The organism is Chitinophaga vietnamensis (assembly GCF_902167635.1).
GTDB lineage: Bacteria > Bacteroidota > Bacteroidia > Chitinophagales > Chitinophagaceae > Chitinophaga > Chitinophaga vietnamensis.
Map to the genome: position 1 here is coordinate 120,664 of NZ_CABHMS010000008.1, position 25,022 is coordinate 145,685.

Consider the following 25,022-nt stretch of genomic DNA (forward strand, 5'->3'; position numbering starts at 1 on the left):
CATGAAAAAAGAAAATAAATTATTTCCGAGAGAACTGGTGATGGAGAGCCTGAAAGAGTCTTTCGTGAAATTGAACCCGAAACTGATGATTAAAAACCCGGTAATGTTTACCGTGGAGATAGGCACTGCCGTGATGTTGATAGTAGCCTTGTACGCCTTGTTCACCAAGCATACCGACCAGGGCAGCGCTGCTTATAATATATCCGTGTTCGTTATACTGCTGCTCACCGTATTGTTTGCCAACTTCGCGGAGGCCATTGCAGAAGCGCGCGGTAAAGCGCAGGCAGAGAGCTTGCGCAAAACAAGAGAAGAAACACCGGCTAAGAAGATAGAACTGATCGGCGAGATCTTTACCAACGAGATCAAGATCGTTTCTTCTTCACAGCTGCGTAAAGGAGATATTTTCCTATGTGAACCCGGGGATATTATCCCCGCCGATGGCGAGATCGTGGAAGGGCTGGCCAGCATTGACGAGTCAGCCATCACCGGTGAAAGCGCACCGGTGATCCGCGAAGCCGGCGGTGATAAATCCAGCGTGGTAGGCGGTACCAAAGTATTGTCCGACCATATCAAAGTACGCGTGAGCACTGAACCCGGCGAATCATTCCTCGATAAAATGATCGCACTCGTAGAAGGCGCCAGTCGTCAAAAAACGCCGAATGAAATTGCGCTCACCATCCTGCTGGCGAGCTTCACGCTGGTGTTCATCATCGTGTGCGTAACGCTGAAACCTTTTGCTGACTATGCACAAACACCGATCACCATTGCCGCTTTCATCTCTTTATTCGTTTGTTTGATACCTACTACCATCGGTGGTTTGTTATCTGCGATCGGTATCGCAGGTATGGACCGCGCGCTGCGCGCCAACGTGATCACCAAATCAGGGAAGGCCGTAGAAACCGCTGGCGATATCGACGTATTGCTGCTCGATAAAACCGGTACCATCACCATCGGTAACCGTAAGGCCACTAATTTCTGGGCCACCAACGGTGTCTCCAATGAAGATTTTGTAAAACTGTGCGCCTTGAGTTCTTTGTCTGACGAAACGCCGGAAGGTAAGTCCATCGTGGAACTCGCCGGTAAAGATGTAGTATCCAAGCTCACTACCGCCGGCGCTTCGCTGGTGAAGTTTACGGCCGAAACCCGCAGCAGCGGCATCGATCTGCCGGATGGCAACCGTATCCGCAAAGGCGCCTATGACGCCATCAAAAGGCTTACTGAGCGGGAAGGCTTCCAGTTTCCTGATGAAACCCGCGCCCGTGTGGAAGCCATCTCCAAAGATGGCGGTACCCCGCTGGTAGTAGCGCTCAACAGCAAAGTGCAAGGTGTAATCGAATTGCAGGATATCATCAAACCCGGCATCAGCGAGCGTTTCGAGCGCCTGCGCAAAATGGGCGTAAAAACCGTGATGGTAACCGGCGATAACCCGCTCACCGCAAAATACATTGCTACCAAGGCCGGTGTAGATGACTTCATCGCAGAAGCGAAACCGGAAGATAAAATGACCTATATCCGCAAAGAGCAGAACGAAGGCCGCCTGGTTGCCATGATGGGCGACGGTACCAACGATGCTCCCGCCCTGGCGCAAGCCGACGTTGGCGTAGCCATGAACAGTGGCACACAAGCTGCCAAAGAAGCCGGTAATATGGTGGATCTCGACAATGACCCTACGAAGCTGATCGAGATCGTTGAGATCGGAAAACAGTTGCTGATGACCCGTGGTACACTCACCACCTTCTCCATCGCCAACGACGTAGCCAAATATTTCGCGATCGTTCCTGCCCTGTTCGTAGCCTCCATTCCGGCTTTGCAGGGAATCAATATCATGAAGCTGCATAGCCCTGAATCGGCTATCCTCAGCGCCGTGATCTTCAATGCTATCATTATCCCTATGCTGATACCGCTGGCGCTCCGCGGTGTGGCCTATAAGCCCATCGGCGCCAGCGCACTGCTCCGCAGGAACCTGCTGATATACGGCGTAGGCGGTATCATCGCACCTTTCATCGGTATCAAGATTATTGATATGCTGATCGCATTGTTTATGTAAAAAATTAAATCATCCGTCATGAAAAAATATCTTTTGCCATCTATAAAACTGACCATCATCCTCGTTATCCTGCTTGCAGGCATCTACCCGCTCTTCCTCGCCGCCATCGCCAAACTGGCGCCCGGCAAAGGCAACGGTGTAACGGTCATGCATAATGGAAAAGTAGTAGGGTATGAACTGGTAGGGCAGAAATTTACGCAAGACAAATATTTCTGGTCGCGCCCTTCTGCGGTAGATTATAACGCTGCCGGCTCCGGCGGTTCCAACAAATCTGCCGGTAATCCTGATCTCCTCAAGGTGATACAGGAAAGGCTTGATACCTTCCTGGTTCATAACCCGACGGTGAAAAAAGAAGAAGTGCCCGCAGAACTGGTGACTGCTTCCGCCAGTGGTATTGACCCGGACCTCTCTCCTGCTGCGGCTTACGTTCAGGTAGCCCGCGTAGCGAAAGCCAGGGGCCTTGCTGCCGATCGCGTGAAACAGCTGGTAAGCGATCATATCAAATCACCACTGCTGGGCATGTTCGGACCTGCTACCGTGAACGTGCTGAAACTCAATGTGGCACTCGACGAACTGAAATAAAGTGATACCATTTAACCTGTATTAAGAACCAAGCACCAACGATGAAAAAGACCCGTTTGCTGGCAGCCGCCATGGGCGCTGCATTGGGCGCGTATGCGCAAGACTCGACACACACAGAGAAAGGAAAAGTAACCATCTCCGGCTACGCAGAAGTATATTACAGCTATGACTTCAATAAACCGGCAGATCACCTGAAGCCAGGATTCCTGTACAATTTCAACCGGCATAATGAACTTAACCTGAACCTCGGCATGATCAAAGCCAATTATACATCCGATCGCATCCGCGCCAATGTAGGCCTGATGGCAGGTACTTACCCACAGTACAATCTCGCCACCGAGCCCACCCTGATGCAACACGTGTATGAAGCCAACGTAGGCATCCGCGTAGGAAAAAAGGTATGGGTAGATGCCGGTATCATGCCCTCGCACATCGGGTTTGAAAGCGCCATTGGCAAGGATTGCTATACTCTCACGCGCAGTATCCAGGCGGAGAACTCGCCCTACTATGAAACCGGCGCTAAAGTAACCTGGACGCCCAACGACAAATGGTCCTTTGCGGCCATGTATCTCAATGGCTGGCAACGCATCAAACGGGTGGACGGCAACCAGACGCCTGCCTTCGGCACACAGATCACCTTCAAGCCTTCCGACAAAGTGCTGCTCAACTGGAGCACTTATGCCGGCAATGATTTTCCTGACAGCACACGCCGTATGCGTTACTTTAACGACCTTTACGGTACGTTCAATATAAGCGATAAATTCAGCTTCACTGCGGGTATGGATTATGGCATGCAACAAAAAGCGAAAGGCGAAAGTGAATTATACAGTTGGTATAGTCCCGCTGTGGTAGCGCGTTACGCCTTCACCAGTAAATTTGCATTAACAGGAAGAGTGGAATATTATAAAGACGAACATGGCGTGGTCATCTCCACCGGCGCCCCTGACGGATTCCAGACGATGGGCTACTCGCTCAACATGGACTTCACCCCGGTAGATCACGTGATGTTCAGGATAGAAGGCAGGATGTTCGATGGTAAGGATAAAACATTTATCAAAGGAACCAGTATGAGCAATACGAATACGGCCGTCACGGCATCGTTGGCGGTATGGTTCTAAGTATATACCATGACTGAAAAAGAAAAAGAACAATCTGTGGAGCATTTCCTCCAGATGGCCAACCGCGCAGGCAGAGGGATGTTTAAAGTGTACATCGGCATGAGCGCCGGTGTGGGCAAAACTTACCGCATGCTGCAAGAGGCGCATGCCATGCTGAGGAATGGCGTTAACATCCAGATAGGTTATATCGAAACGCATGATCGTGCGGAAACGCATGCCCTGCTGGAAGGCCTGCCCACCATACCAAGAAAACAGGTTTTTTATAAAGGCAAGATGTTGGAAGAGATGGATCTCTCCGCCATCTTGCTTTTGTCGCCTGACTGGGTGATCATTGATGAACTGGCGCATACCAATATCCCCGGCTCCAAAAATGAAAAACGCTGGCAGGATGTAGTAGACATTCTCAACGCAGGCATCAACGTGATCTCTGCCGTGAATATCCAGCACATCGAGAGCATTAACCAGGAGGTGAAATCTATCACCGGCGTGGAAGTGCAGGAACGTATCCCCGACCTCATCCTGCAAATGGCCAATGAGGTAGTGAACATCGACCTCACGGCTGATGAGCTTATCACCAGGCTCAAAGAAGGCAAGATTTATGATAAATCAAAAGTAGAGACGGCCCTCCGCAATTTCTTTCAGGCCGAAAAAATATTGCAGCTGCGCGAGCTTGCCCTCAAAGAGGTTACCACGCAGGTGGAAAGAAAAGTGGAAACAGAGATTCCGCGCAGCCAGCAAATGCGCCACGAGACGTTCCTGGCCTGCATTTCCACGAATGATGAAGTAGCCCGCAAGGTGATCCGCAAAACCGCCCGGCTGGCTGCTTACTATCATGCGGACTGGTATGTGCTATATGTACAAACACCCCGCGAAAGCGTGGACAAAATAGCACTGGCCGCGCAACGGCATCTCATCAATAACCTGAAACTGGCCACAGAACTGGGCGCGGAAGTCATCCAGGAACATGAGGCCAATATATCAGCAGCTATCATTAAACTTGCATTGGAAAAACATGTTACTACCGTATGTATCGGAAAGCCGCACATCAGCCTCTTCAGGATCATACTCCGTACTAACCTGTTTAACCAGTTGCTGAAAACGCTTTCTTCCAACGACATAGACCTCATCATATTATCATGAGTAAATTCAGGCTTAAAACGAAGATCACGCTCGGGGTGCTTTTCCTCTACATCATGCTGCTGATCGTAAGCGTGCTGGGATATTATTATCTCAACCGGCTCAATGAAAAAGCCAAGATCATACTCAAAGACAACTACGAATCGATCGAGTACTCCAAAAACATGCTGGTGGCCCTGGAAGACCTGTCTGCCAATCGTGCCGCCGCGTTGAAATCTTTTGAAGAGAACCTGAAAAAACAGGAAGCCAATGTAACCGAACGTGGCGAAATGACCGCCACCACGCAGGTCCGGAATATCTTCGATCATCTCCGTACCGACTCTTTAACTTCTCCCGGCGATATCGCCTCCATCAAACGCAGCATCTACGTGATCATGGACCTCAACATGAATGCGATCGTTGGAAAGAATGAACTGGTGAAGAAAACCGCCGATAACGCGCTCCTTTATATCGCTATCATCAGCGGCGTATGTTTCCTGCTGGGCTTCACATTCGTTTATAATTTTCCCGGCTATATTGCTAATCCCATTCATGCGCTCACAGAGGCGATCAAAGGCATCGCCGACAAAGAATATAACAAGCGCCTGTACTTCCGGACCGGCGATGAATTTGGGGAGCTGGCCGCCGCCTTCAATACCATGGCCCAGCGACTGGACGACTATGAGCACAGCAACCTTGCACGCATCATGTTCGAAAAGCAACGCGCCGAAGCCGTGATCAGCAGCCTGAAAGACGCCACCATCGGGTTCGATAGCAACAACACTATTCTGTTTGCCAACACGCAGGCTTTGCAGTTGCTCAATGTACAGGAGAAAGACCTCGTAGGCCGTCCCGCCACAGAAGCCGCCAAACAGAACGACCTGCTTAAATACCTCATCAACCCCAAAGAAAATGCGCCGCTCAAAATTGTAGTGGACGGCAAAGAAAGTTTCTTTACACAGGAAACCGCCGATATCCAGCACGAAGGAAAACGTATAGGCCATGTCGTTATATTGAAAAACGTCACCTCTTTCAAAGAGCAGGATATTGCCAAAACACATTTCATCGCCACCATCTCGCATGAGCTGAAAACGCCGCTGGCCTCGTCCGACTTCAGTTTGAAGCTGCTGGAAGATGAGCGCGTAGGGCAGTTATCCGGAGAACAAAAGGAGCTGCTGGAAAGCCTCAAGCAAGACAATCGCCGGATGATCAAGATCGTGAGCGAGCTGCTGGACCTCTCGCAGGTGGAAAGCGGCAACATACAATTACAGCCGCAATCCGTGAAACCTGCCAGCATCGTGCAATACGCCCTGGACACCGTACAAAGGCAGGCCGCACAGCACGAAGTGACCATCAAAACAGCTATCCCTGATACTACCCCCGATGTTGTGGCCGACGTAGAAAAAACGGCCTGGGTGCTGGTGAACCTGCTCACCAACGCCATACGTTATTCCAGCAAAGGCGCTGCCATCGAGCTTTCCGTGACGCCCACCGAAGATCAGCAACTGGTTTTTGCCGTACGCGATTTCGGCAAGGGCATTCCGGCGGCCTTCCAACAAAAGATCTTCGACCGTTTCTTCCAGGTGCCGGGCGGCAAGGGCCATTCCGGCAGCGGCCTTGGTCTGGCTATCTCCAAAGAATTTATTGAAGCGCAAAGCGGTTCCATTGGCGTGCACAGCACGGAAGGCAAAGGCAGCGAGTTCTATTTCAAACTACCGGTGAGTTTCACGCAGAGCAGCGCAGAATAACAACGGCCCGCGTCGCTATTTTATTTGCTTGGCGAGCAGCACTGCATCTTCTATCTCGGGAAGGTATTCGTTGTACACGGATATCAGTTCGTGTATGCGTTGGGGTATGGCGCCAAGATGCTGTACCAGCCTTGCATCGCGCTCTATGGTGGCTGCGATATCCACTGCCTCCCGCAGCCGGATGATATTGAGGTTGGATTTGATCTGGTGTGCCAGCACGAAGAGGTCTTCCCAACGCTGCTCCTGCACAGCTTCCTGCATTTCGCGGAATTTTTCCGGCAATATTTCCATGAGGTCTGTCAGCAGGGTACGTACACTTTCTTCGTTGTTATCCATCAGCCGGTAGGCGTTCTGAATATCTATATCGGCTGTTTTCCTTACTGGTGGAGGTGTTACAGGTATGAAGACGGGCACTTCGCAGCCGGTGCAGGACAGTATTTTTTCGTAGAGTATGGCTGGTTCAAATGGTTTGGAGATGTAATCGTTCATGCCGGCTTGCAGGCATCGTTCCCGTTCGCCTTTGATGGCGGATGCCGTCATGGCGATGATGCAGGTGTCTACGCCATTGGCGCGGATCTGCCGGGTGGCCTGGTATCCGTCCATGTTGGGCATCTGTATGTCCATGATGATGCAGTCGTAAGTCTGGAAATGCAGCAGCTCCACTGCGATGCTGCCGTCGGTGACGGCGGCGGTACGTGCGCCGGCATTGTTGAGCGCATGGAGGGCCACCTGCCGGTTGATCTCATTGTCTTCCACTACCAGGATATGCTTTCCCAGCAAGGGTTTTTCGCTGATGTGATGATGCGGCTGTTTCTTTGGCGCCGGCGGAAAATGGCATACGATGAAAGGCAGTTCCACATGAAAGCAGGCGCCTTTGCCGGGATCGCTGATCACAGAGATGCTGCCTTGCTGAATGTCTATCAGCTCTTTGCTGATGGTTAATCCGAGGCCGGTGCCACCGTATTTGCGGTTGTTATCGCTGTGCGTTTGTGTGAAGCTCTTGAAGATATGTTCCTGCATTTCCGGCGCTATGCCAATGCCGGTGTCACTAACGTCGAAGGCAATACGAAGATGGTCTTCATTTTTACCGAGCAGGGTCAATTGCAGGCTCACATGGCCTTTGTCGGTGAATTTAATGGCATTTTCCACGAGGTTGCCCAGTATCTGGTTGAGCCGCACGGGATCGCCGATCACATATTGCGGAATGCGTTCATCCACTTCTGTGAAGAAGGACAATTGTTTTTCCTGTGCTTGCAGTTTAAGGGAGAAGAGGCGATCGTTGATCTCGTCGCGGATATTGAAAGGCGCATGTTCGATATCAAGTTTGCCAGCTTTTATTTTTGAGAAATCGAGTATTTCATTGATGATGACGAGGAGATGTGAGGCGGATTTTTTGATAGATTGAAGAAAGTCGTCCTGGTCGCGGGTGAGCGGCGTTTGCAGCAGCATGTTGGTGAGGCCGAGGATACCGTTCATGGGGGTACGTATTTCGTGGCTCACGTTGGCGAGGAAGGTTTCCTGCGCTTTCATGGCTTCTTCAGCGGCTTTGCGGGCAATGATTTGTTCGCGGGTATAGTTGTTTTTTTCGGTGAAGTCCTGCCCGATGCCGCAGATGCCAATCAACTCATCGCGGCTGTTGCGGAGCGGAAATTTGGTGATGAGGAAGTGAAAGGTTTGTCCGTTTACGGTGATGGGGTCGTCCATGCTGGCGGAGCTACCGGTTTGGCGTACCTGTTGGTCGAGGCCGGCATAGCGCGATACCCAGTGGTAATGCGCCAGCTCTGCGGAAGTTTTACCGATCACTTCATATTTCTTTACCTGGAAGATCTCTGCGAAGCGGTTATTGACCAGCAGGTACCGGTCGTTCATATCGGTGATGAACATCATCGAGGGGGTGAAGTCGATCACGGCTTCCAGCCGCTCCCGCAGGTGGTCGAGGTAATGGTCGTCTGGTTTGGTAATATCACGAACGATGCAATGAAAGCCGCGTGCTTTGCCATCATCCTGCCGGATGATAGAAGCAAGTTGTTCTACCGTTCTCCTTTCGCCTGACCTGGTAATGATCTCGAAGCGTTGTGAGGAGTAGTCCTGATGGCTCTTCATCTGATGTACATAAAATTCCTGCAAACGTGCGAAGGTGGCCTCATCCAGCAGGAAGGAGTAATGTTTGCCCACGAGTTCTCCGGTGGTATAGCCGGTGATTTCTTCGGCACGTCCGCTGATGTAGGTGAAGTAGCCTTCGGGTGTGGCGGTATAGAAAATAGGTTCCGCTTCTTCTGCCAGTCTCCGGAAGGACTGCTCACTTTTTTGCAGTTGGTTGACCCTTTGTTTTATTTTTTTAAAGAGATAAAAAATATAGCGGGATTCACCGGCGAGCAGGATGAGGATGAAGCAGCTGGTCATCAGGGTTACCCAGAAGGAATAACGGGTGTATTGGATATCCTTGTCCAGCTGGGCTTTCAGGGCATTGCGGCTGGTATCGTCGGAAAGAGTGCTGTGATGGATCAGGGCGGCAGCGTCGCGGGTTCTTTTCTGTACCATCCAGGCATAGTACACGAATGCGCCGAGGAACATTACCACGGCCAGTATCAGGCAGATAACGGTATTTACAATTTTTCTCATAGATCAGCGGTTTCACAACACCGAAAAAATTGCAGGTCATCAAAATATCGTCGTTGGCAGTGGTTACAGCCCTTTTGAAGGATTTCTCATCAAATTAAAGATAATTTATTCCATTCTTGCTGTTCATTCTGTTCAGTATAAACGGGGTGTCAGGAAAAGAATATGATTGTCAATATTACTTTTTATGTAACTTCCGCCGCGGAAAATGGTCAACGGAGCCTGTTTTTGCAATATTTTAACAGATTTGTTTTGCGATCATTCCATTAAATTTGCCTAATATTCTTTTTCTTAAGTATTAAGATTTTATGAAGAAAATAATTTTTACGCTTGGTCTGATAGCGGTTTCCATAGGCGTATTTGCCCAGGATGGCGGCTCTCCGATGAATAAGGCGGTGAATGCAGCTACCCATTCCAAGGACTTTTTGATGATCCAGTTATCATACGATGGCTGGGCCGGTAGTCCTGATAGTGTGAAGACGGGCTTCAACAGGGGCTTTAACGTCGCCTTCATGTATGATATGCCATTCAAGAAATCCAAGATGAGCCTTGCGGCCGGTTTGGGTATCAGCACCAGCGGTATAAGTTTAAAAGACCACGCGATGGATGTTACAGGCGCCAGCAACAGCAAGAGTGTGAGCTTCCCTGCAACTACCAACGTGAAGAGATATAAAGTGGCTACCACTTACATCGAGATCCCGGTGGAGTTAAGGTACCGCAGTGTTCCCGACAATGCCAACAAAGGCTTCAAAGCTGCTATCGGCTTGAAAGTGGGCGCATTGGTGGATGCACATACCAAAGCCAGGGTAACAGGTGCTAACGGCGCCAAGACCACGGAGAAAGAGAAGAACCGCGAGTTCTTCAACCCCTGGCGCTTTGCAGCCACTGCCCGTGTGGGTTATGGCAACTTTGCGCTGTTTGGTTCCTACTCTATCAATCCTTTGCTGAAAGACAATTCTGTTTACGACATCAGGCCTTACCAGATCGGTATTGCGCTGAGCGGCCTGTAGGCGGAATGTTCAGGATATTGGGCGCGCCCCCGCATTGCGGGGGCGCGCTTTTTTTATGGTCAGTGGCCGGTGAATACCGGTTTTCTTTTTTCGATGAAGGCTTGTACGCCTTCGGCGTAGTCGGCGGAATTACCGGCAATTTCCTGGCAATAGGCCTCGTATTCGAGGGTTTGGTCCAGGGTTTCTGTCAGGCCTTTGGTGAGCATCTTTTTCATGAGCGCGATAGCTTTCGTAGGGGCGTTAGCGTAGTATTCGGCTTCCGTTTGTACGGCGGCATCGAGCTCGTTGGCGGGCACCACTTTGTTCACCAGCCCGAGCTGTAAAGCTTCTGTGGCGCTGATCTTCGACGCTTTGGTGGCCAGCTCGAAGGCGCGGTGATAGCCCACGGTGCGGGGCAGAAAATAAGAAGAGCCTGAATCCAGCACCAGCGCGATGTTAACGAAAATCTCTATCATCGTGGCGGCCTCGCTGGCGATGATCAGGTCGCAGGCCAGCGCCAGGGAGCATCCTGCGCCGGCGGCCACGCCATTGAGTTTGCAGATCACCGGTTTCGGCATGTTGCGGATGGCCCGGATAATGGGGTTGTAACGCATGTGCAGCGATTCGCTGAGACTGCGTTTGCCAGTGTCCAGGGTGGCTTTGAGGTCTTGCCCGCTGCTAAAGGCCTTTCCTGCGCCCGTGAGTATTACTACCCTGACGTTGGGATCTTTTTCCGCCTGCTTTAAAGCGTCCTGCAGCTCGTAGCTGAGGGGATCATTGAAGGCATTGTACACATCCGGCCTGTTGAGGGTAATGGTGGCGATGCCACGCTGGATATCAATCAGTAGCGATGCCATAAGGATTTAGTTATTTGGTTATTTTATTATTTGGATATTTGATTTATGGATTTACGGATTTTTTGATTTTCGGATTTGGATTTCCAACAAATCAAAAAATCCGGAAATCCGTAAATCCCCAAATTTTACAGTGTTTCTTTCAGCCAGCTGAAAAACTCACGTTGCCATACCAGTGCGTTTTGTGGTTTCAGCACCCAGTGGTTCTCTTCCGGGAAGTAGAGCAGTTTGCTCTTGATACCTTTCAGCTGCGCCAGCTGGAAGGCCTGTAAGCCTTGCTCGATGGGCACTCTGAAGTCGATGCCGCCCTGTATGATGAGGATGGGCGTATTCCATTTGTTGGCGTGTTCGCTCGGGTTGAACTGCGTATAGGTGTTCACGTTAGCCTTGTCCCAATAAGCGCCGAGGTCCCAGTTGGCGAACCATAGTTCTTCCGTGGTGCCATACCAGCTTTTCAGATCGAAGAGGCCATCGTGTGCCACGAAGGTTTTGAAGCGGTTTTCGTGAACGCCGGCGAGCATGTATACAGAATAGCCGCCGTAGCTGGCGCCGATCGCGCCAAGGCGTTTTTTGTCTACATAGCTTTCTTTGCTCACGTCGTCGATCGCGCTCAGGTAGTCGCGGATTGGCTGGCCGCCCCAGTCTTTACTGATAGCAGCGTTCCATTGCACGCCATGACCGGGCATCCCTCTTCTGTTAGGCGCCACCACGATGTAGCCCTGGGAGGCCATCAGCTGGAAGTTCCAGCGGTAGGAATAGAATTGTGACAGTGCAGATTGCGGGCCGCCCTGGCAGTATAGCAAGGTGGGATATTTTTGTGCGGGATCAAAGCCTGGAGGGAAGATCACCCATACGAGCATCTGTTTACCATCGGTCGTTTTCACCCAGCGTTTTTCCACTTTGCAGCTGCCGATCTTGTCGTAGATATTTTTGTTGACGCTGGTCAGCGCTTCCACATCGCCTTTCGCGAGATCAACGGTGAACACTTCTGCGGCGTGGTTCATATCGGTGCGGGTTACCACGAGCTTGTTGCCACTCTGCGCGATGATGCCGTTGATATCGAAATCGCCTTCTGTGATCTGGCGGATATGTTTTTCGTTCGTTTGCGCTACTTCTTTTGCCAGGTTGATCTCCATGAGTTGTTCGGTGCCTTTGATCACGGCGAGGAAGAAGATCTTTTTGCTATCGCTGCTGAAGCGCGCTGCATTGGCGGTGCCGTCCCAACCCTTGGTGATATTGGTTTTGACGCCGGTGCTGCGATCGAGGATGATCACATCGTTCTTGTCGGCCTCATAGCCATCGTGGGCCATGCTGAGCCACACGAGGTATTTGCCGTCGGGGCTGAATACCGGCTGCACATCGTAGCCCATCATGCCTTCGGAGAGGTTGCGGGTAGTTTTGGCCGTGAGGTCGTATTCGTAAATATCGGTGTTGGTGCTGATCGCATAATCTTTGCCGTATTTTTTCTTACATACGTAGATGATGCTTTTACTATCCACGCTCCAGATAGCGTCTTCCGGGCCACCAGAGGGCATTTGCGGGCAGTCGTATGGTTCGCCTGCCATGATGTCTACCGGTGTGCCTACTTCGCCATTATTGTAGGTGGCGTAGAATACATGGGAGAAATTACCATCTTCCCAGGCATCCCAGTGGCGGTAGTTGAGGTTATCATAGATCTGTACATTTGATTTGGCAAGATCGGGATAATGGTCTTTACCGTTGATCTTTTTCACTTTCACCTCTTTGGTGAAGAGGATAAATTTACCGTCCGGAGAGAGGCGGATGTTATCCATCCCTCCTTCTACATTCGTTTTCTGTATTGGGTTGGAGCCGTCGGTGTTCATCTCCCACCACTGGCCTTTGAGGGAATAGCCGATCTTGTTGTTAGGCAATATGGCTACATCGTTTTCTGCGCCTGGTGTTTGGGTAAGTTGCTTTGGCGTGCCGCCGGTGATGGGGATGGCAAAGAGATTTTTCTCGCTTTTATTATCTGCAACATTTACCTGAGAAACGCCGTAGATAACGGTTTTGCCGTCTGCGCTCACCGCTTCTCCGCTTACGCGGCCTAACTGCCATAGCAGTTCGGGCGTCATCCTGTCCTGGGCTGATACCATAGTTGAAATGAATAGTCCTGTCAATAAAAGAGGTTTATACATGATGTGAAGGTGTTGTTTTGGATCGCGTAAATGTAGGTAGTTTCCCGCAAAGTCCGTAAAGTAAGCGAAGGGGCGCTTTCCGAGAAAAATTTCAAGTATTTTTGCAGGAAATTCTGAAATACTTTGATTGAGAAAAAACAAGCGGTACAAAAAGAAGAACGGGCAGTGATCGTAGGTGTGATCACGAAAGACCAGTCTGAGCGCCAGGTACAGGAGTTCCTGGACGAGCTGGTGTTCCTGGCTGAAACAGCCGGCGCCCAGACCGTAAAACGCTTTACCCAGAAGCTGTCGCACCCCGACAGAGCCACCTTTGTGGGCAAGGGCAAGCTGGAAGAAATACATCAGTTTATAACGGGCAGAGATATATCAATCGTCATATTCGATGATGAGCTGACCGGCTCACAGATCGCCAATATTGAAAAGGTGCTGAAAGTGAAAGTGATCGACCGCAGTGACCTTATCCTGGACATCTTCGCCCGGCGCGCCCGCACGGCACAGGCCAAAGTGCAGGTGGAACTGGCGCAATACCAGTACATCCTGCCAAGGCTGCGTGGTATGTGGAGCCACCTGGAACGCCAGGGAGGCGGTATCGGCAGCAGGGGCCCCGGTGAAACAGAAATTGAAACGGACCGTCGTATCGTTAAAGACAAGATCGCCTTGCTGCGCAAGCGTTTGGGCGAGATCGACAAACAGGCGCTCACACAACGCAAGGAACGCGGTGAGTTTATCCGTGTAGCGCTCGTTGGTTATACCAACGTGGGCAAAAGCACGCTGATGAACCTTCTCAGCAAAAGCGAGGTTTTTGCAGAAAATAAACTCTTCGCCACGCTGGATACCACCACCCGCAAAGTGGTGTTTGACCAGACACCTTTCCTCCTCAGCGATACAGTAGGGTTTATCCGCAAACTGCCGCACCACCTGGTGGAGAGCTTCAAATCCACGCTGGACGAGGTGCGCGAGAGCGATATCCTCATGCATGTGGTGGACATCTCCCATCCGCAGTACGAAGAACAGATCGAAGTGGTGAACCGCACCCTGCAAGAACTGAAAGCCTTCGAAAAGCCCACCATCATGATCTTTAACAAGATGGACCTTTACGAAGCCAATACCTTCGATAAATGGCTGGAAGAGGATGTGAAAGAAGATATCCTCAAACAGCTGAAAGAAAGCTGGGAGGTTAAAACCAACGGCAACTGTGTATTTGTCTCCGCCCTGGAGAAAAGAAATATCGAGGAGCTGCGCAAAACCATTATGGACAAGGTTTCACAGCTGTACCGGGAACGTTATCCTTATAAAACGGAATTTTTCTACTGATGGCCAAAAGATATTCGTGGTATAAACTCGATGAGGGCAGTTTACCTGTCGGCGAAACAGATATCCATGTACTGGAAATAAATGGTAAGATGATCTGCTGCACCCGTTTTCAGGGGCAGCTCTTCGCTTTCGCCTACAAATGCCCGCATGCCAGCGGCATTATGGCCGATGGCTTCGTGGACAATGATGGTAACATCGTATGCCCGGTACATCGCTACCGCTTCAGCATCAAAAACGGGCATAACACCACCGGCGAAGGATATCATCTGAAGACATATCCAATAGAACAAAGGGAAGATGGCTACTATCTTGGCCTAGAGAAGACAGGCTGGTTCTGGTAGGAATTATTTTTGTGTTAAGAGTAGCGTGTATTGTTGAAGTAACCGGCAGATGCCAGTAAATTTCGCTATGCTAATTACACCTACACGTAAGTTTACACTGAATGAAAACCAGGTCTGGCTGCTGATCACGGCGATGGTGGTGCTGTTGCAGTTCAGCGCCCTGTGGGTACCCATCCTGGAGCCCGATGGCGCGCTCTATGCCGGGATATCCAAGCAGATGGTGCTCCGTCATGATTATTGGAATCTCTATGCGGATGGCCGCGACTGGCTCGATAAACCCCACTTCCCTTTCTGGATGGTGGCGCTTAGTTTCAATATCTTCGGCATTCATACCTGGTCGTACAAGCTGCCCGCTATATTGTTTTCATTGATGGGCGCCTGGTATACTTATCGTTTTGCTTTATCTCTTTATAATGAGCAGGTAGCCCGCTGGGCGGTATGTATCCTGCTTACCGCCGAACACCTGGTGATCTCCAACAACGACGTACGCGCAGAACCATACCTGACGGGGCTTATCATCGCTGCTGTTTATTTTTTTTATCAGAAGAAGATATTGCCCGGCGCCATCTTCGCCGCTTGTGCCGTGATGACGAAAGGCCCTTTTGCGCTGGTGCCCATCGGTGCGGCCATCGGCGGCCAGCTGCTCTTTACCCGTAACTGGCGCGAACTGCTGCACTGGCGATGGCTGCTGGCAGCAGTGCTCATCGCATTGTTCATCACACCGGAACTGTATGCATTATACCATCAGTTTGACCAACACCCGGAGAAAATAGTTTTCGGTCGTACCGGCGTTTCCGGTCTGCGCTTTTTCTTCTGGGACAGCCAGTTTGGCCGGTTCATGAACACCGGTCCTATCAAAGGTGCGGGCGATCCTTTTTTCTTTTTTCACACCTTGCTGTGGGCTTTCCTGCCATGGTCAATCATGCTCTATGCTGCTGTGATCCTGTTCATCAGGCGATGGAAGCAACAAACGGAATATTACTGCATATGCGGCGCCCTGGCCACTTTCCTGCTGTTTTCATTATCGAAGTTCCAGCTGCCGCATTACCTGAATATCATCTTCCCTTTCTTTGCCATCCTCACCGCAAATTATATCCTCTCGCAGCAAAGCGAGCGCTGGATGAAGTTTTTCCGCACTACGCAATATACCATTATCATCCTCATCGCCATACTGGGCACGGTGATAGACCTGCTGTACAAGCCCGCCATGCACTATGCCTGGCTCATACCCGCCGGCGCCCTGATACTGTTGTATGTGCTGCTGCATAACTGGCTCGACAAATCTACCAAGGCGGCTGTATTTTACCGCACCATCGCTATCAGCATCCTGTTGAACCTTTACCTGAATACCATCCTGTATCCCGATATGATGCGCTACCAGAGCGGCAGTGAAGCTGCCCGCTATGCCAATGCATCGTTACCCGGAACCACGGTAGCCCTGTACGGCGATAACAGCTACGCTTTCGATTTCTATCTCCATGCGCCGGTAGCGCGTTACGATAGCACTACGATCCTGCCCGCGTTGGCGGCATCGCCGAAGGTGTTGTTCGCCACTCCGCAGGCGGTGGCATCGCTACAGCAAAAAGGCTTCACCTGCGAGGTGATACAATCCTTTCCCCATTTCAGGGTGAGCAAACTGGATCTGCCCTTTGTGCGAAAAGCCACCAGGGTCAGCACTTTGGAGGAGCGGGAGCTGGTGAGGGTGAGAAAATGATTTTTTATCATCAATCTGAAACCCTTTGTGGTGGCTACTTTTTCTTATCTCCCGAAAAAAATTTCAAAAAAAATGAAATAAGATTTTGCAAAAATGAAAATTTACCTATTTTTGCAATCCCAAATCGCACAAACGATACGGGAAACACTCCTCCTTAGCTCAGTTGGTTAGAGCATCTGACTGTTAATCAGAGGGTCGCTGGTTCAAGTCCAGCAGGGGGAGCAAAACATTGAAGGCTTGCAGTAATGCAGGCCTTTTTATTTTATAGTTTGCTATACCATGAAGAAAATAATACTGTTACTGTTGCTGGCTGCGGGCCTCATTAATGCCTATGCACAAACTGGTGATCCCACTATTGTAACCAGTATTAAGGAAAATACCACTGAACGGCAGATTAAAAAGTTGTTGATACTTTCAGCAGGACCCATGTCCAGCAGAAAGATAGCGCAGGATGTGAAATATGCGCTTGACAAGGAGCTTAAAAACGAAGCGTTCTCTTCTTCGCTAATGTATCTGGGAGATGTGAGCCACGTCACTGATGAGAATATTCGAATAGCATCCAGGATGTATCCACATGATGCTATATTAGTGATTGCGCCGGAATTTGTGGCCGACTCCACGAAAGATTACGTACACCGCACATTGGCTTATAACATCTTTTTAAGAGACTATGGTCGCCCCGCCAAAAAGAAAGGAACGAAAGAGTTTACCAATCAGCTTTCTATTTTTAGCCTGCTGGATGATACCAACCTCACAGAACCATACTGGGCGGCGCAGATAGCGATATCGACCAACTTGGGGTCCGATAAGTATTTCAATCATCTGGTGAAAATGTTGAAAGAGACGTGGTATTCACAGATGATTAGTTTGGGGAGTTAAGAGGTTTTTATAGATAGGCTGTTGTATACTGTAGAGGGTTCAAGGCATGTAATAAATATGGTTTAGGGTAGGTTATCGCTTTGCCCTGTTCTGTGTATATCTATTGTTGGTGATCTTTGCATTAACCTTGGTTTCGAACAACTTTGCTGGATATGGATATCTGGCTGCCGCCTGTTGTGAATTGCTTTCAAACTTTACATTACCTTTGGTTCCAAACAACTAGATGTGCCATTGTGCTACGAAGATAGCTGTTGTGAATTGCTTTCAAACTTTACATTACCTTTGGTTCCAAACAACGAAGACCATCAAGTTTCACGCAAGCGACAGTTGTGAATTGCTTTCAAACTTTACATTACCTTTGGTTCCAAACAACTGTATTAGTTTATAAGGCCTAACTGTATAATGTTGTGAATTGCTTTCAAACTTTACATTACCTTTGGTTCCAAACAACAAAATTGAGCGGCTGGTGGCCCCTCTTGAAGTTGTGAATTGCTTTCAAACTTTACATTACCTTTGGTTCCAAACAACAGTAAAAATAACTCAAATTAAGCATATGCTGTTGTGAATTGCTTTCAAACTTTACATTACCTTTGGTTCCAAACAACCCAATAGAGGGTACCAGTAGTCTCCAGGTGTTGTGAATTGCTTTCAAACTTTACATTACCTTTGGTTCCAAACAACCTCGCAATTGGATTCCCGCCGCCCACGCATGTTGTGAATTGCTTTCAAACTTTACATTACCTTTGGTTCCAAACAACTTCTTAATGCTAATGACATTTTATCGCTTGTTGTGAATTGCTTTCAAACTTTACATTACCTTTGGTTCCAAACAACGTTTATGAGTATTGTTTCTTTATCTATTAGTTGTGAATTGCTTTCAAACTTTACATTACCTTTGGTTCCAAACAACTGAACTTCGGAATAAGTATCTGCCCTGAACGTTGTGAATTGCTTTCAAACTTTACATTACCTTTGGTTCCAAACAACGAGCTTCATACACATTACGAAAACCATGTAGTTGTGAATTGCTTTCAAACTTTACATTACCTTTGGTTCCAAACAACTGAACTTCGGAATAAGTATCTGCCCTGAACGTTGTGAATTGCTTTCAAACTTTACATTACCTTTGGTTCCAAACAACGAGCTTCATACACATTACGAAAACCATGTAGTTGTGAATTGCTTTCAAACTTTACATTACCTTTGGTTCCAAACAACAAAGCTCTGCAGGCTTCACACCAAGATAAGTTGTGAATTGCTTTCAAACTTTACATTACCTTTGGTTCCAAACAACGATGAATTGATCATCTACCATAGGGGCAAGTTGTGAATTGCTTTCAAACTTTACATTACCTTTGGTTCCAAACAACGGTGATATCGATCACACCGATAGCCGGCGGTTGTGAATTGCTTTCAAACTTTACATTACCTTTGGTTCCAAACAACTAATATGGCACGTTCCAGCATTTCATCGTAGTTGTGAATTGCTTTCAAACTTTACATTACCTTTGGTTCCAAACAACTGACTTTTATGGAATGCCTGCCCGTAGAGGGTTTAGCCTCCGGAACAGCATAAAAAAACGGGAGATCCTCCCGTTTTTTTATGGCTATAATCCGCAAAATTTTAATGTTGGTATTAGAAGAGTTCCAGTTGTTGTACAGGAGCAGGTGTACCCACCTGCTCCTGGCCATGAAATATTTCCATCATACCAAATTGTTTGTCAGTAATATTTAATATTCCAACATGACCTTTAGCAGGAAGGATTCTTTTGACCCGCTGAATATGTACTTCTGCATTTTCCCGGCTGCTACAATGGCGAAGATACATGCTGAACTGAAACATCGAGAACCCGTCCGCAAGAATGTTTTTACGGAATTTTGCATATATTCTTTTGTCCTGTATTGTTTCCGTAGGCAAATCAAACATTACAAGTACCCACATGACGCGATAGGCGTTTAATCGTTCAAATTTCATATTAAATTAAATATGTCGTTTGCATGACCGGATATAATAGCTTCCTGGATTGACCTTCAAAGCACTTTGCCAAACTGGATGTAGTCCGTTGCATGGCATTCATTAGCGGGCTTTTTTCCTCGTCCAATATCACATCCATCGCGGGAATCCCCAATAGCCGCTGCTTCATGGAAGGCGTCATCTCAAGATAGCTACCGTTCATCCTCACAATGTCTGCCACTATCATGTCTACATATGGCCTATAGGGCTCCATAATATCGTCTGCCAGGCAATATGCATTGTATTGATTCCGGTGAAAAATACCGAGCGTAGGTAATAGACCTGACCCTACCAGACAACGTGCCGTTAACGCCCTTAGAATGGCATATCCGTAGTTAAGGAGATTGTTCGGAGGAGCCCCTTCCCTTAATCGCCTGAAATCTGTAGCACCAGGAAATATATTTTTCCAATAATAAGCAGCGGCCTTCGCTTCGCAGTTGTCACTGTCCCCACTTTTGACACTGGTAGCAAGTTTCAGCAAATACTTATTGGCAATTCTTTTCTGTTCCAATAAGTTGGCCTGGTTGGTGATTTTAGCCACTACTGTCTGATACCAAAGCTGCTTCTTTAAAGGAACCGATGCGCCTATTTGAAACTGAAATCTCTGGCTTTGAAGAGAGTGTCCATCCAGATTAAGCAGCATACCTGTTGGATGATGTGTGTCATTGCAGGTGATCACCGCAACATTATTGGCCAATAACTTGGCCAATACAGCCTGTGTTATTGTTATTTGCTGATGGTCCAATATTAATAAGCCAATATCTTCGATAGCCGCCTGCTTCTCTTCTCCCGTTGTTCCCAGCTCAATTATCAACTGCTCATTTCTTGTTTTCAAATAAGCAGGATTCCCGAAATAAAGCGTACGCTTGATCATAGGTCAAATGTTAATATTCCCTAATCTGCCAACTGTTAGTTTAATACAAGATTCTTTGATCATTAATCCATCTATAGATCGTTCCATTTTATTTGAAGAAGTGAACTCAACTTTATTAACTATACTTGTGGCTACTTCATGTTTAATAAAGAAAACCTGGTTTCCACTAAAGCTCACTACTTTATATATTCTGCCAACATACTTCGGATGTTTATCCCTGAATGAGATATTTGAGTTTTGTTGTAATTCATCTTCAGTAGGTAGATATACCAGGTCATTGGGAGAGAGATGAAACAGCAGCGGCTGTCCCTTGATATCCCGTTCAGGAACTGAACTTAGGCCTTGTTTCTGTCGTTCAATAACTATGTTTAGTGGAATTGATTCGAAACTGCGCTTCCCTTTTTCACCCTGATACACCGCAAAGAATAAATTTGTACCTTTTTCTGCCTCTACAAATTTCCTGGACTTATTGCCGCTTTGACCCAACTGGAATTTACTCCCTAATTCAAAGACCCTGGCTTTATAAATCGGCTGATGAAACTTCCCGTCATTATAGTCTCTGATATGCTTGTTAAGCTCTTCAAGTCCCTCGGGGGTAAAAGCCATTTCAGGGTTATTTTCCCTGGCCGCCAGGTAGTTTTTTAATATTTTCTGAATACCTGTATCTGTGATAGCTTCAATAGTTTTCAGATCGAAGGACGTGTCAATATCTTTACGCGTAGCGGTTATTATTTTCCCTTTAGGTACCTTGATTCTCGGCAGGTTCACCAGGCCGGAGACAGTGTCTTTATGCAATGGCTTCCGTATTGCCCAGTTCTGCCCGTTTTGTTTTTGTAATGCTTTGACTTTAACGCCATCCTTTACAACCCAGCTCTCATAGTGATTCGTAGCCTTGTTAATGATGCGAAGGTTTTGTTTAAAGCTGACAATAATACTTTCGAGCGCGTTTTTAACGCCGACAGTAAAGTTTTGCCATGGCTTATGAAACTCTTTGGGAATTTCCCTTTCTATTTTTTCGCCGGTTTCAGGATGGATATAACTGACCTGCTCATATCTTCTCAGTTTCCTGTTCAGATCATAGCGTACCGGCGACTTGGCATACAAATTATTTAACAGGTTGATGTGATCTCTTGTCGTACAACAGATAATTAATGCATCCAGCGCGTGGTGACGGTGATCCAACCGTTTCCTGGAAAAGTTTTTTGATTCGTTTAGCGGCACCGTAGGGAGGAACTTTTGATAAGTCTCATTCCAGGCAGTATAGTTCGACGAATTGCTCTGTGCATTCATCCGTTCGAACCTCGGAAGGATCAGATCATTCCAGACATCGTTTAACCCCCAGTCCTGTTTTAATATGCCAGTTATCCTACCATTCGTCTGAATTAAATTTTTTGAATTAACGCCATCGTCATCAGTTGCTGATCTGACAATATTGGATAAAAGTCCGGAGATAAACTTGCTAATATAACGAGTGTCGTTGAGTTGTCTTTCTATCATTTTCTCCGGAATATCTTCCATTAAAAGCTTGTTGCGCTTACTTCTGTTCTTTGCGTAATGTTGGTTAACAAAATCTTCATATTCCTTTACTTCAAAAATACGAACCGTTTTTCCCAATCCTGTCTGTACTATTTCACCATGATGACTTTTGATAAATTCAAGTCCTACCTGGTTGTCTTTTAACTTGTTTACGGCCGCTTCGCAAATCACTTTATTTGAAAAACTATCATCAAAATACCTGCTTTGTGGAATGATATGTTCAATCTCGTATGCTGGAGTGAATAACTTATTAAGCGGGATGATAGCCCCGGTATATGGAGAACGGTATTTTTGTTCGAGCCAGAGTTTATATTTTTTTAATTCAGCAGACGAGGGTTGGGCTATCTTGCTGATTTTGATAATTTCTTCATTGATCTCTATATCAGAATTCAAAACCCCTTCTTCATAGATCTTCAATATTTCCTGTTGCATGGGAGAATAAGGGCGTACGTTTTCGATGTCAGGGTCATTTAGCAGCTCGCCGAGCAATGCCTTTATTCTCAAATTGGTATTTTCATTTTCTAAAACCTGGTTGGTAATTTTTTTTCTTTCATCTGCGGGATTTTTCATCTCCCTGCCAAGCTCGATATGAATTTCATCGAAGAAATCACTGGCGCCATTTCCGTATTGTTGCCATACATCTTTGACTACACGCATGGTCTCCATTACCACCTGCTCTACAATGGGATTACGTAAGGAGTGCTGCCTGAAATCCTTCAGAAAGGATGCTATATCCTGTGGTGAACGCCATTTATCTGTACTCGTCGCCTCCGAATGATACCCATATATTATATATTGTGCGAGCCACACCTGCAAGCCCTGGAAGCTGTTTTCATGGACTAAATGTATAGCATGTTTTCTAACCCTGTCTTTGATATTTTCATCGTATTCACCGGTAATTATTTTTTCAATTCTGGATTTGGATGACTCATCTATGGCCTCCCAATTCCAGTATTTCCCCACACGCATCAGTGGGAGGAGTTTTTTTATGGCCTTCTCTGAGAAAGATCCATAGTCACTTTTGAATGGTGGGAACTTCTTAAATGAACTAACAAATGTTACCTGATCGATGCCATATTTTTCAGCAAAGGTTTTTAGCGCCTTCTCATATTCCACTTTATCCGTTACAGAATAGATAATATGCCATAACTGATATTCGTGTTCTTTCGTTGGAAATCCTGTTGGTAGGGCATCTACTTTCTCCAATCTGTTTTTTATAAGCGCTCCTGTTTCATTACATGGATATATTTTATCACTGACATAATTCCATCTATATTTTTCGATTTCCGCGCTTAGTGCTTTTCCCTTGAACCCCTTTTTTTCCAGGATGAATTTCAGCAGGTGTTTTTGCTCAATTTCTTTTCTGTTATCCAGGAATCTGAATAACTCTTCCCGGTCTTCAATATTGGTTATAAAATCAGCAGTAACATTGGTATCGTCCATTTTCTTGTAAATAGAAAGATTGTGTTGCCATTGCCATATCCTGAATTCCTGGTAGTAGGGATTTGACTTAGCAATGGCTTTGAGGTACTGCTGGTGGACGGTGCCATTTTTATCTTTATAGGTACGATATTCCAGCGGGCAATTGGCTATAGAAGATTTCTGACTCTTCAACGGGCGTTGATAAAAGAGAATATCATCCATGAGGAGATGTAAAATATCTTTTTCCTTTAAGACAAGCTGGCGGGCTTCATTGCTTCTGTATAGCTCTCTAATGCAATGATTATATACTTCCTCCTGTTTTAATGCTGCATGAAATTCCTGTTGCTTTAACAGGATTTGCTTTAGCTCCTGTCTATAAAATCTCCGTTCAATTGTATGTATCAATTTGCCCTTTATTTTTTGCCCAGGCTTTTTTAGCAGGTGGTCGTAAATAAAGGCGCCTACCGTGTTTCGGGAGTTTTCGATTTCTTTTTCAGTTTTCTTTTTTAACAATGTCCAGTCACCTTCTGAAGGCGCCCGGAAGCTCCTTTTTTTAATGGTGCCATCATTATCCAGGTCTGTGGTTACAATGAAGTCCCTTGTTTTACCTTTCCAGTCATATAATGGCACCTTGTTGGAGCGCCTGTATTCCCACCCATTTTCCAACGTTAAGGTATACCATGTCTCTCCTTTTTTGTTTTGTTCTTCATCTGTCGACACATCCAATATCTTTAACGAGTGGAATTCCACAAGTTTATTAGGATGCTCTTCCTCTTCTTCCCCCCTGAGCTGATAGTAACCACGTTTTTGGTTAAAATTCAATAATATCCAAGCTAGTTCCTCTTTCTCTATCCTTTCAGCAAGCGCTTTTTTACGGAGGTAATATATCGTCCAGTCGTAGGGTATGAGTTTCTGTTCCCCCTTTTCGTTTTTTAATAATTCGGGTTGGGATATTTGGAAGTCAGCGAGCATTTCCGAAAAAGACTTTTTAAATATGAAACCATCCTTATCATAAGGAAGTTTGGGCTCTCCATTTTTAAATTTCCCTAAGCGTTTTTCAAAATCAATTGCAGCCGCATAGTGCGCTGGTAGAAATCCCATTACATTCAATACTCTGTGAAGACGTTCTCTCCGCAGCAAAAATCGCTCGCGTAACCTTCGTGAGCTCCTGAGCCGTGTACGTTCCGCAGTTTGTGATATGGAATTACCTTTGTCAAATTCCCCCAAAATATCCTGCGACATAGGTATAATACGCGTTCCCGAAGCAATTATCTCTCCGATTTTATTAGGAAAATCTTGCTTGATGAGTGACCAACCAATGGAATTGGTGCCGATATCTAAACCAAAAATTCTTTTCATTTCATTTTTTATTATTGAATAAATAATCTACCTTCAACAATGAAAGCAATTCACAATAAGGATTATTCCGTTGTGAAAACATGTAAGGTGGGGCAACTCGCCTTTTTTTTATTAAGACTGCTTTCATGATTTGTGGTATGCTCATACTAAATGAATAGACGCCTTTCTTTCATACAGACTGCTGTCATTAACTCTTTCTGGTATCCTTTGGGGATTGTTAAAATTGAAGTATTCACTACAGTTTATAAGCTTTAAGGTTGATACAATGTGTCCGTTTTCCATTGCATGGAAGGCAAGTTGCTTTGAAATAAAGTTAATCAGGGATTGAAAGCAACTCTTA

General features: G+C 47.0%; 16 protein-coding genes, 1 tRNA gene and 1 CRISPR repeat array. Of the genes, 11 read left to right on the plus strand and 6 right to left on the minus strand.

The genetic code is table 11. The annotated features are described in order from the left end of the window. The first annotated feature begins 1 nt into the window (after position 1). From kdpB to FPG75_RS20880, 5 genes are read left to right on the plus strand one after another with little or no spacing between them, the layout of a single operon-like run. On the plus strand, positions 2–2,047 hold the full coding sequence (gene kdpB, locus FPG75_RS20860; RefSeq protein WP_143309557.1) for a potassium-transporting ATPase subunit KdpB: 2,046 nt from the start codon (positions 2–4) through the stop codon (positions 2,045–2,047). An 18-nt stretch (positions 2,048–2,065) separates the two neighbouring features. Next, complete coding sequence (locus tag FPG75_RS20865; RefSeq protein WP_143309559.1) at positions 2,066–2,629, plus strand: K(+)-transporting ATPase subunit C; 564 nt, start codon at positions 2,066–2,068, stop codon at positions 2,627–2,629. A gap of 41 nt (positions 2,630–2,670) precedes the next feature. Further along, positions 2,671–3,747: a porin gene (locus FPG75_RS20870; RefSeq protein ID WP_143309561.1), complete on the plus strand. Its 1,077-nt coding sequence runs from the start codon at positions 2,671–2,673 to the stop codon at positions 3,745–3,747. Positions 3,748–3,756: 9 nt separating this feature from the next. Next, positions 3,757–4,887 carry a sensor protein KdpD gene (locus tag FPG75_RS20875; protein WP_143309563.1) on the plus strand — a complete coding sequence of 377 codons (1,131 nt, stop codon included), beginning with the start codon at positions 3,757–3,759 and terminating at the stop codon, positions 4,885–4,887. Then, the gene (locus FPG75_RS20880; protein ID WP_143309565.1) at positions 4,884–6,611 is read left to right on the plus strand and encodes a sensor histidine kinase; all 1,728 of its coding nucleotides are present in this window, start codon (positions 4,884–4,886) and stop codon (positions 6,609–6,611) included. The genes FPG75_RS20875 and FPG75_RS20880 overlap by 4 nt, the downstream gene beginning before the upstream one ends. 15 nt (positions 6,612–6,626) lie before the next feature. Here the strand turns inward: FPG75_RS20880 and FPG75_RS20885 are convergent, their stop codons facing one another. Next, positions 6,627–9,233, minus strand: coding sequence for a hybrid sensor histidine kinase/response regulator (locus FPG75_RS20885; RefSeq protein ID WP_143309567.1), 2,607 nt, complete (start codon positions 9,231–9,233; stop codon positions 6,627–6,629). Positions 9,234–9,538: 305 nt separating this feature from the next. Between FPG75_RS20885 and FPG75_RS20890 the strand changes: the two genes are divergently transcribed. Beyond that, the gene (locus tag FPG75_RS20890; protein WP_143309569.1) at positions 9,539–10,240 is read left to right on the plus strand and encodes a porin family protein; all 702 of its coding nucleotides are present in this window, start codon (positions 9,539–9,541) and stop codon (positions 10,238–10,240) included. 59 nt (positions 10,241–10,299) lie between these two features. On the opposite strand, the gene FPG75_RS20895 is transcribed toward FPG75_RS20890, so the two are convergent. After that, positions 10,300–11,076, minus strand: coding sequence for an enoyl-CoA hydratase-related protein (locus FPG75_RS20895; RefSeq protein ID WP_143309571.1), 777 nt, complete (start codon positions 11,074–11,076; stop codon positions 10,300–10,302). Positions 11,077–11,201: 125 nt separating this feature from the next. After that, positions 11,202–12,446, minus strand: a complete 1,245-nt coding sequence (locus FPG75_RS26385; RefSeq protein WP_394348569.1) for a S9 family peptidase — start codon at positions 12,444–12,446, stop codon at positions 11,202–11,204. A gap of 906 nt (positions 12,447–13,352) precedes the next feature. On the opposite strand from FPG75_RS26385, the gene hflX reads away from it, so the two are divergent. The 5 genes from hflX to FPG75_RS20925 all read left to right on the plus strand — a co-directional run bounded on the left by hflX (position 13,353) and on the right by FPG75_RS20925 (position 17,477). After that, complete coding sequence (gene hflX, locus FPG75_RS20905) at positions 13,353–14,543, plus strand: GTPase HflX (RefSeq protein WP_143309575.1); 1,191 nt, start codon at positions 13,353–13,355, stop codon at positions 14,541–14,543. Beyond that, on the plus strand, positions 14,543–14,884 hold the full coding sequence (locus tag FPG75_RS20910) for a Rieske (2Fe-2S) protein (RefSeq protein WP_143309577.1): 342 nt from the start codon (positions 14,543–14,545) through the stop codon (positions 14,882–14,884). The genes hflX and FPG75_RS20910 overlap by 1 nt, the downstream gene beginning before the upstream one ends. Before the next feature lie 67 nt (positions 14,885–14,951). Next, a complete protein-coding gene (locus FPG75_RS20915; protein ID WP_236652862.1) occupies positions 14,952–16,598 on the plus strand; it encodes an ArnT family glycosyltransferase in 1,647 nt (548 codons plus the stop codon). A 148-nt stretch (positions 16,599–16,746) separates the two neighbouring features. Then, positions 16,747–16,820 (plus strand) — tRNA-Asn (locus tag FPG75_RS20920). A 57-nt stretch (positions 16,821–16,877) separates the two neighbouring features. Further along, a complete protein-coding gene (locus tag FPG75_RS20925; protein ID WP_143309579.1) occupies positions 16,878–17,477 on the plus strand; it encodes a hypothetical protein in 600 nt (199 codons plus the stop codon). 173 nt (positions 17,478–17,650) lie between these two features. Beyond that, positions 17,651–19,000: a CRISPR direct-repeat array (repeat unit 47 nt; unit sequence GTTGTGAATTGCTTTCAAACTTTACATTACCTTTGGTTCCAAACAAC). Between the two features lie 113 nt (positions 19,001–19,113). On the opposite strand, the gene cas2 is transcribed toward FPG75_RS20925, so the two are convergent. From cas2 to cas9, 3 genes are read right to left on the minus strand one after another with little or no spacing between them, the layout of a single operon-like run. Further along, positions 19,114–19,452, minus strand: coding sequence for a CRISPR-associated endonuclease Cas2 (cas2, locus tag FPG75_RS20930; RefSeq protein WP_143309581.1), 339 nt, complete (start codon positions 19,450–19,452; stop codon positions 19,114–19,116). A 1-nt stretch (position 19,453) separates the two neighbouring features. Further along, a complete protein-coding gene (gene cas1 / locus FPG75_RS20935; protein ID WP_143309583.1) occupies positions 19,454–20,365 on the minus strand; it encodes a type II CRISPR-associated endonuclease Cas1 in 912 nt (303 codons plus the stop codon). Between the two features lie 3 nt (positions 20,366–20,368). Further along, positions 20,369–24,682, minus strand: coding sequence for a type II CRISPR RNA-guided endonuclease Cas9 (gene cas9 / locus FPG75_RS20940; protein WP_143309585.1), 4,314 nt, complete (start codon positions 24,680–24,682; stop codon positions 20,369–20,371). Positions 24,683–25,022 lie beyond the last annotated feature (340 nt).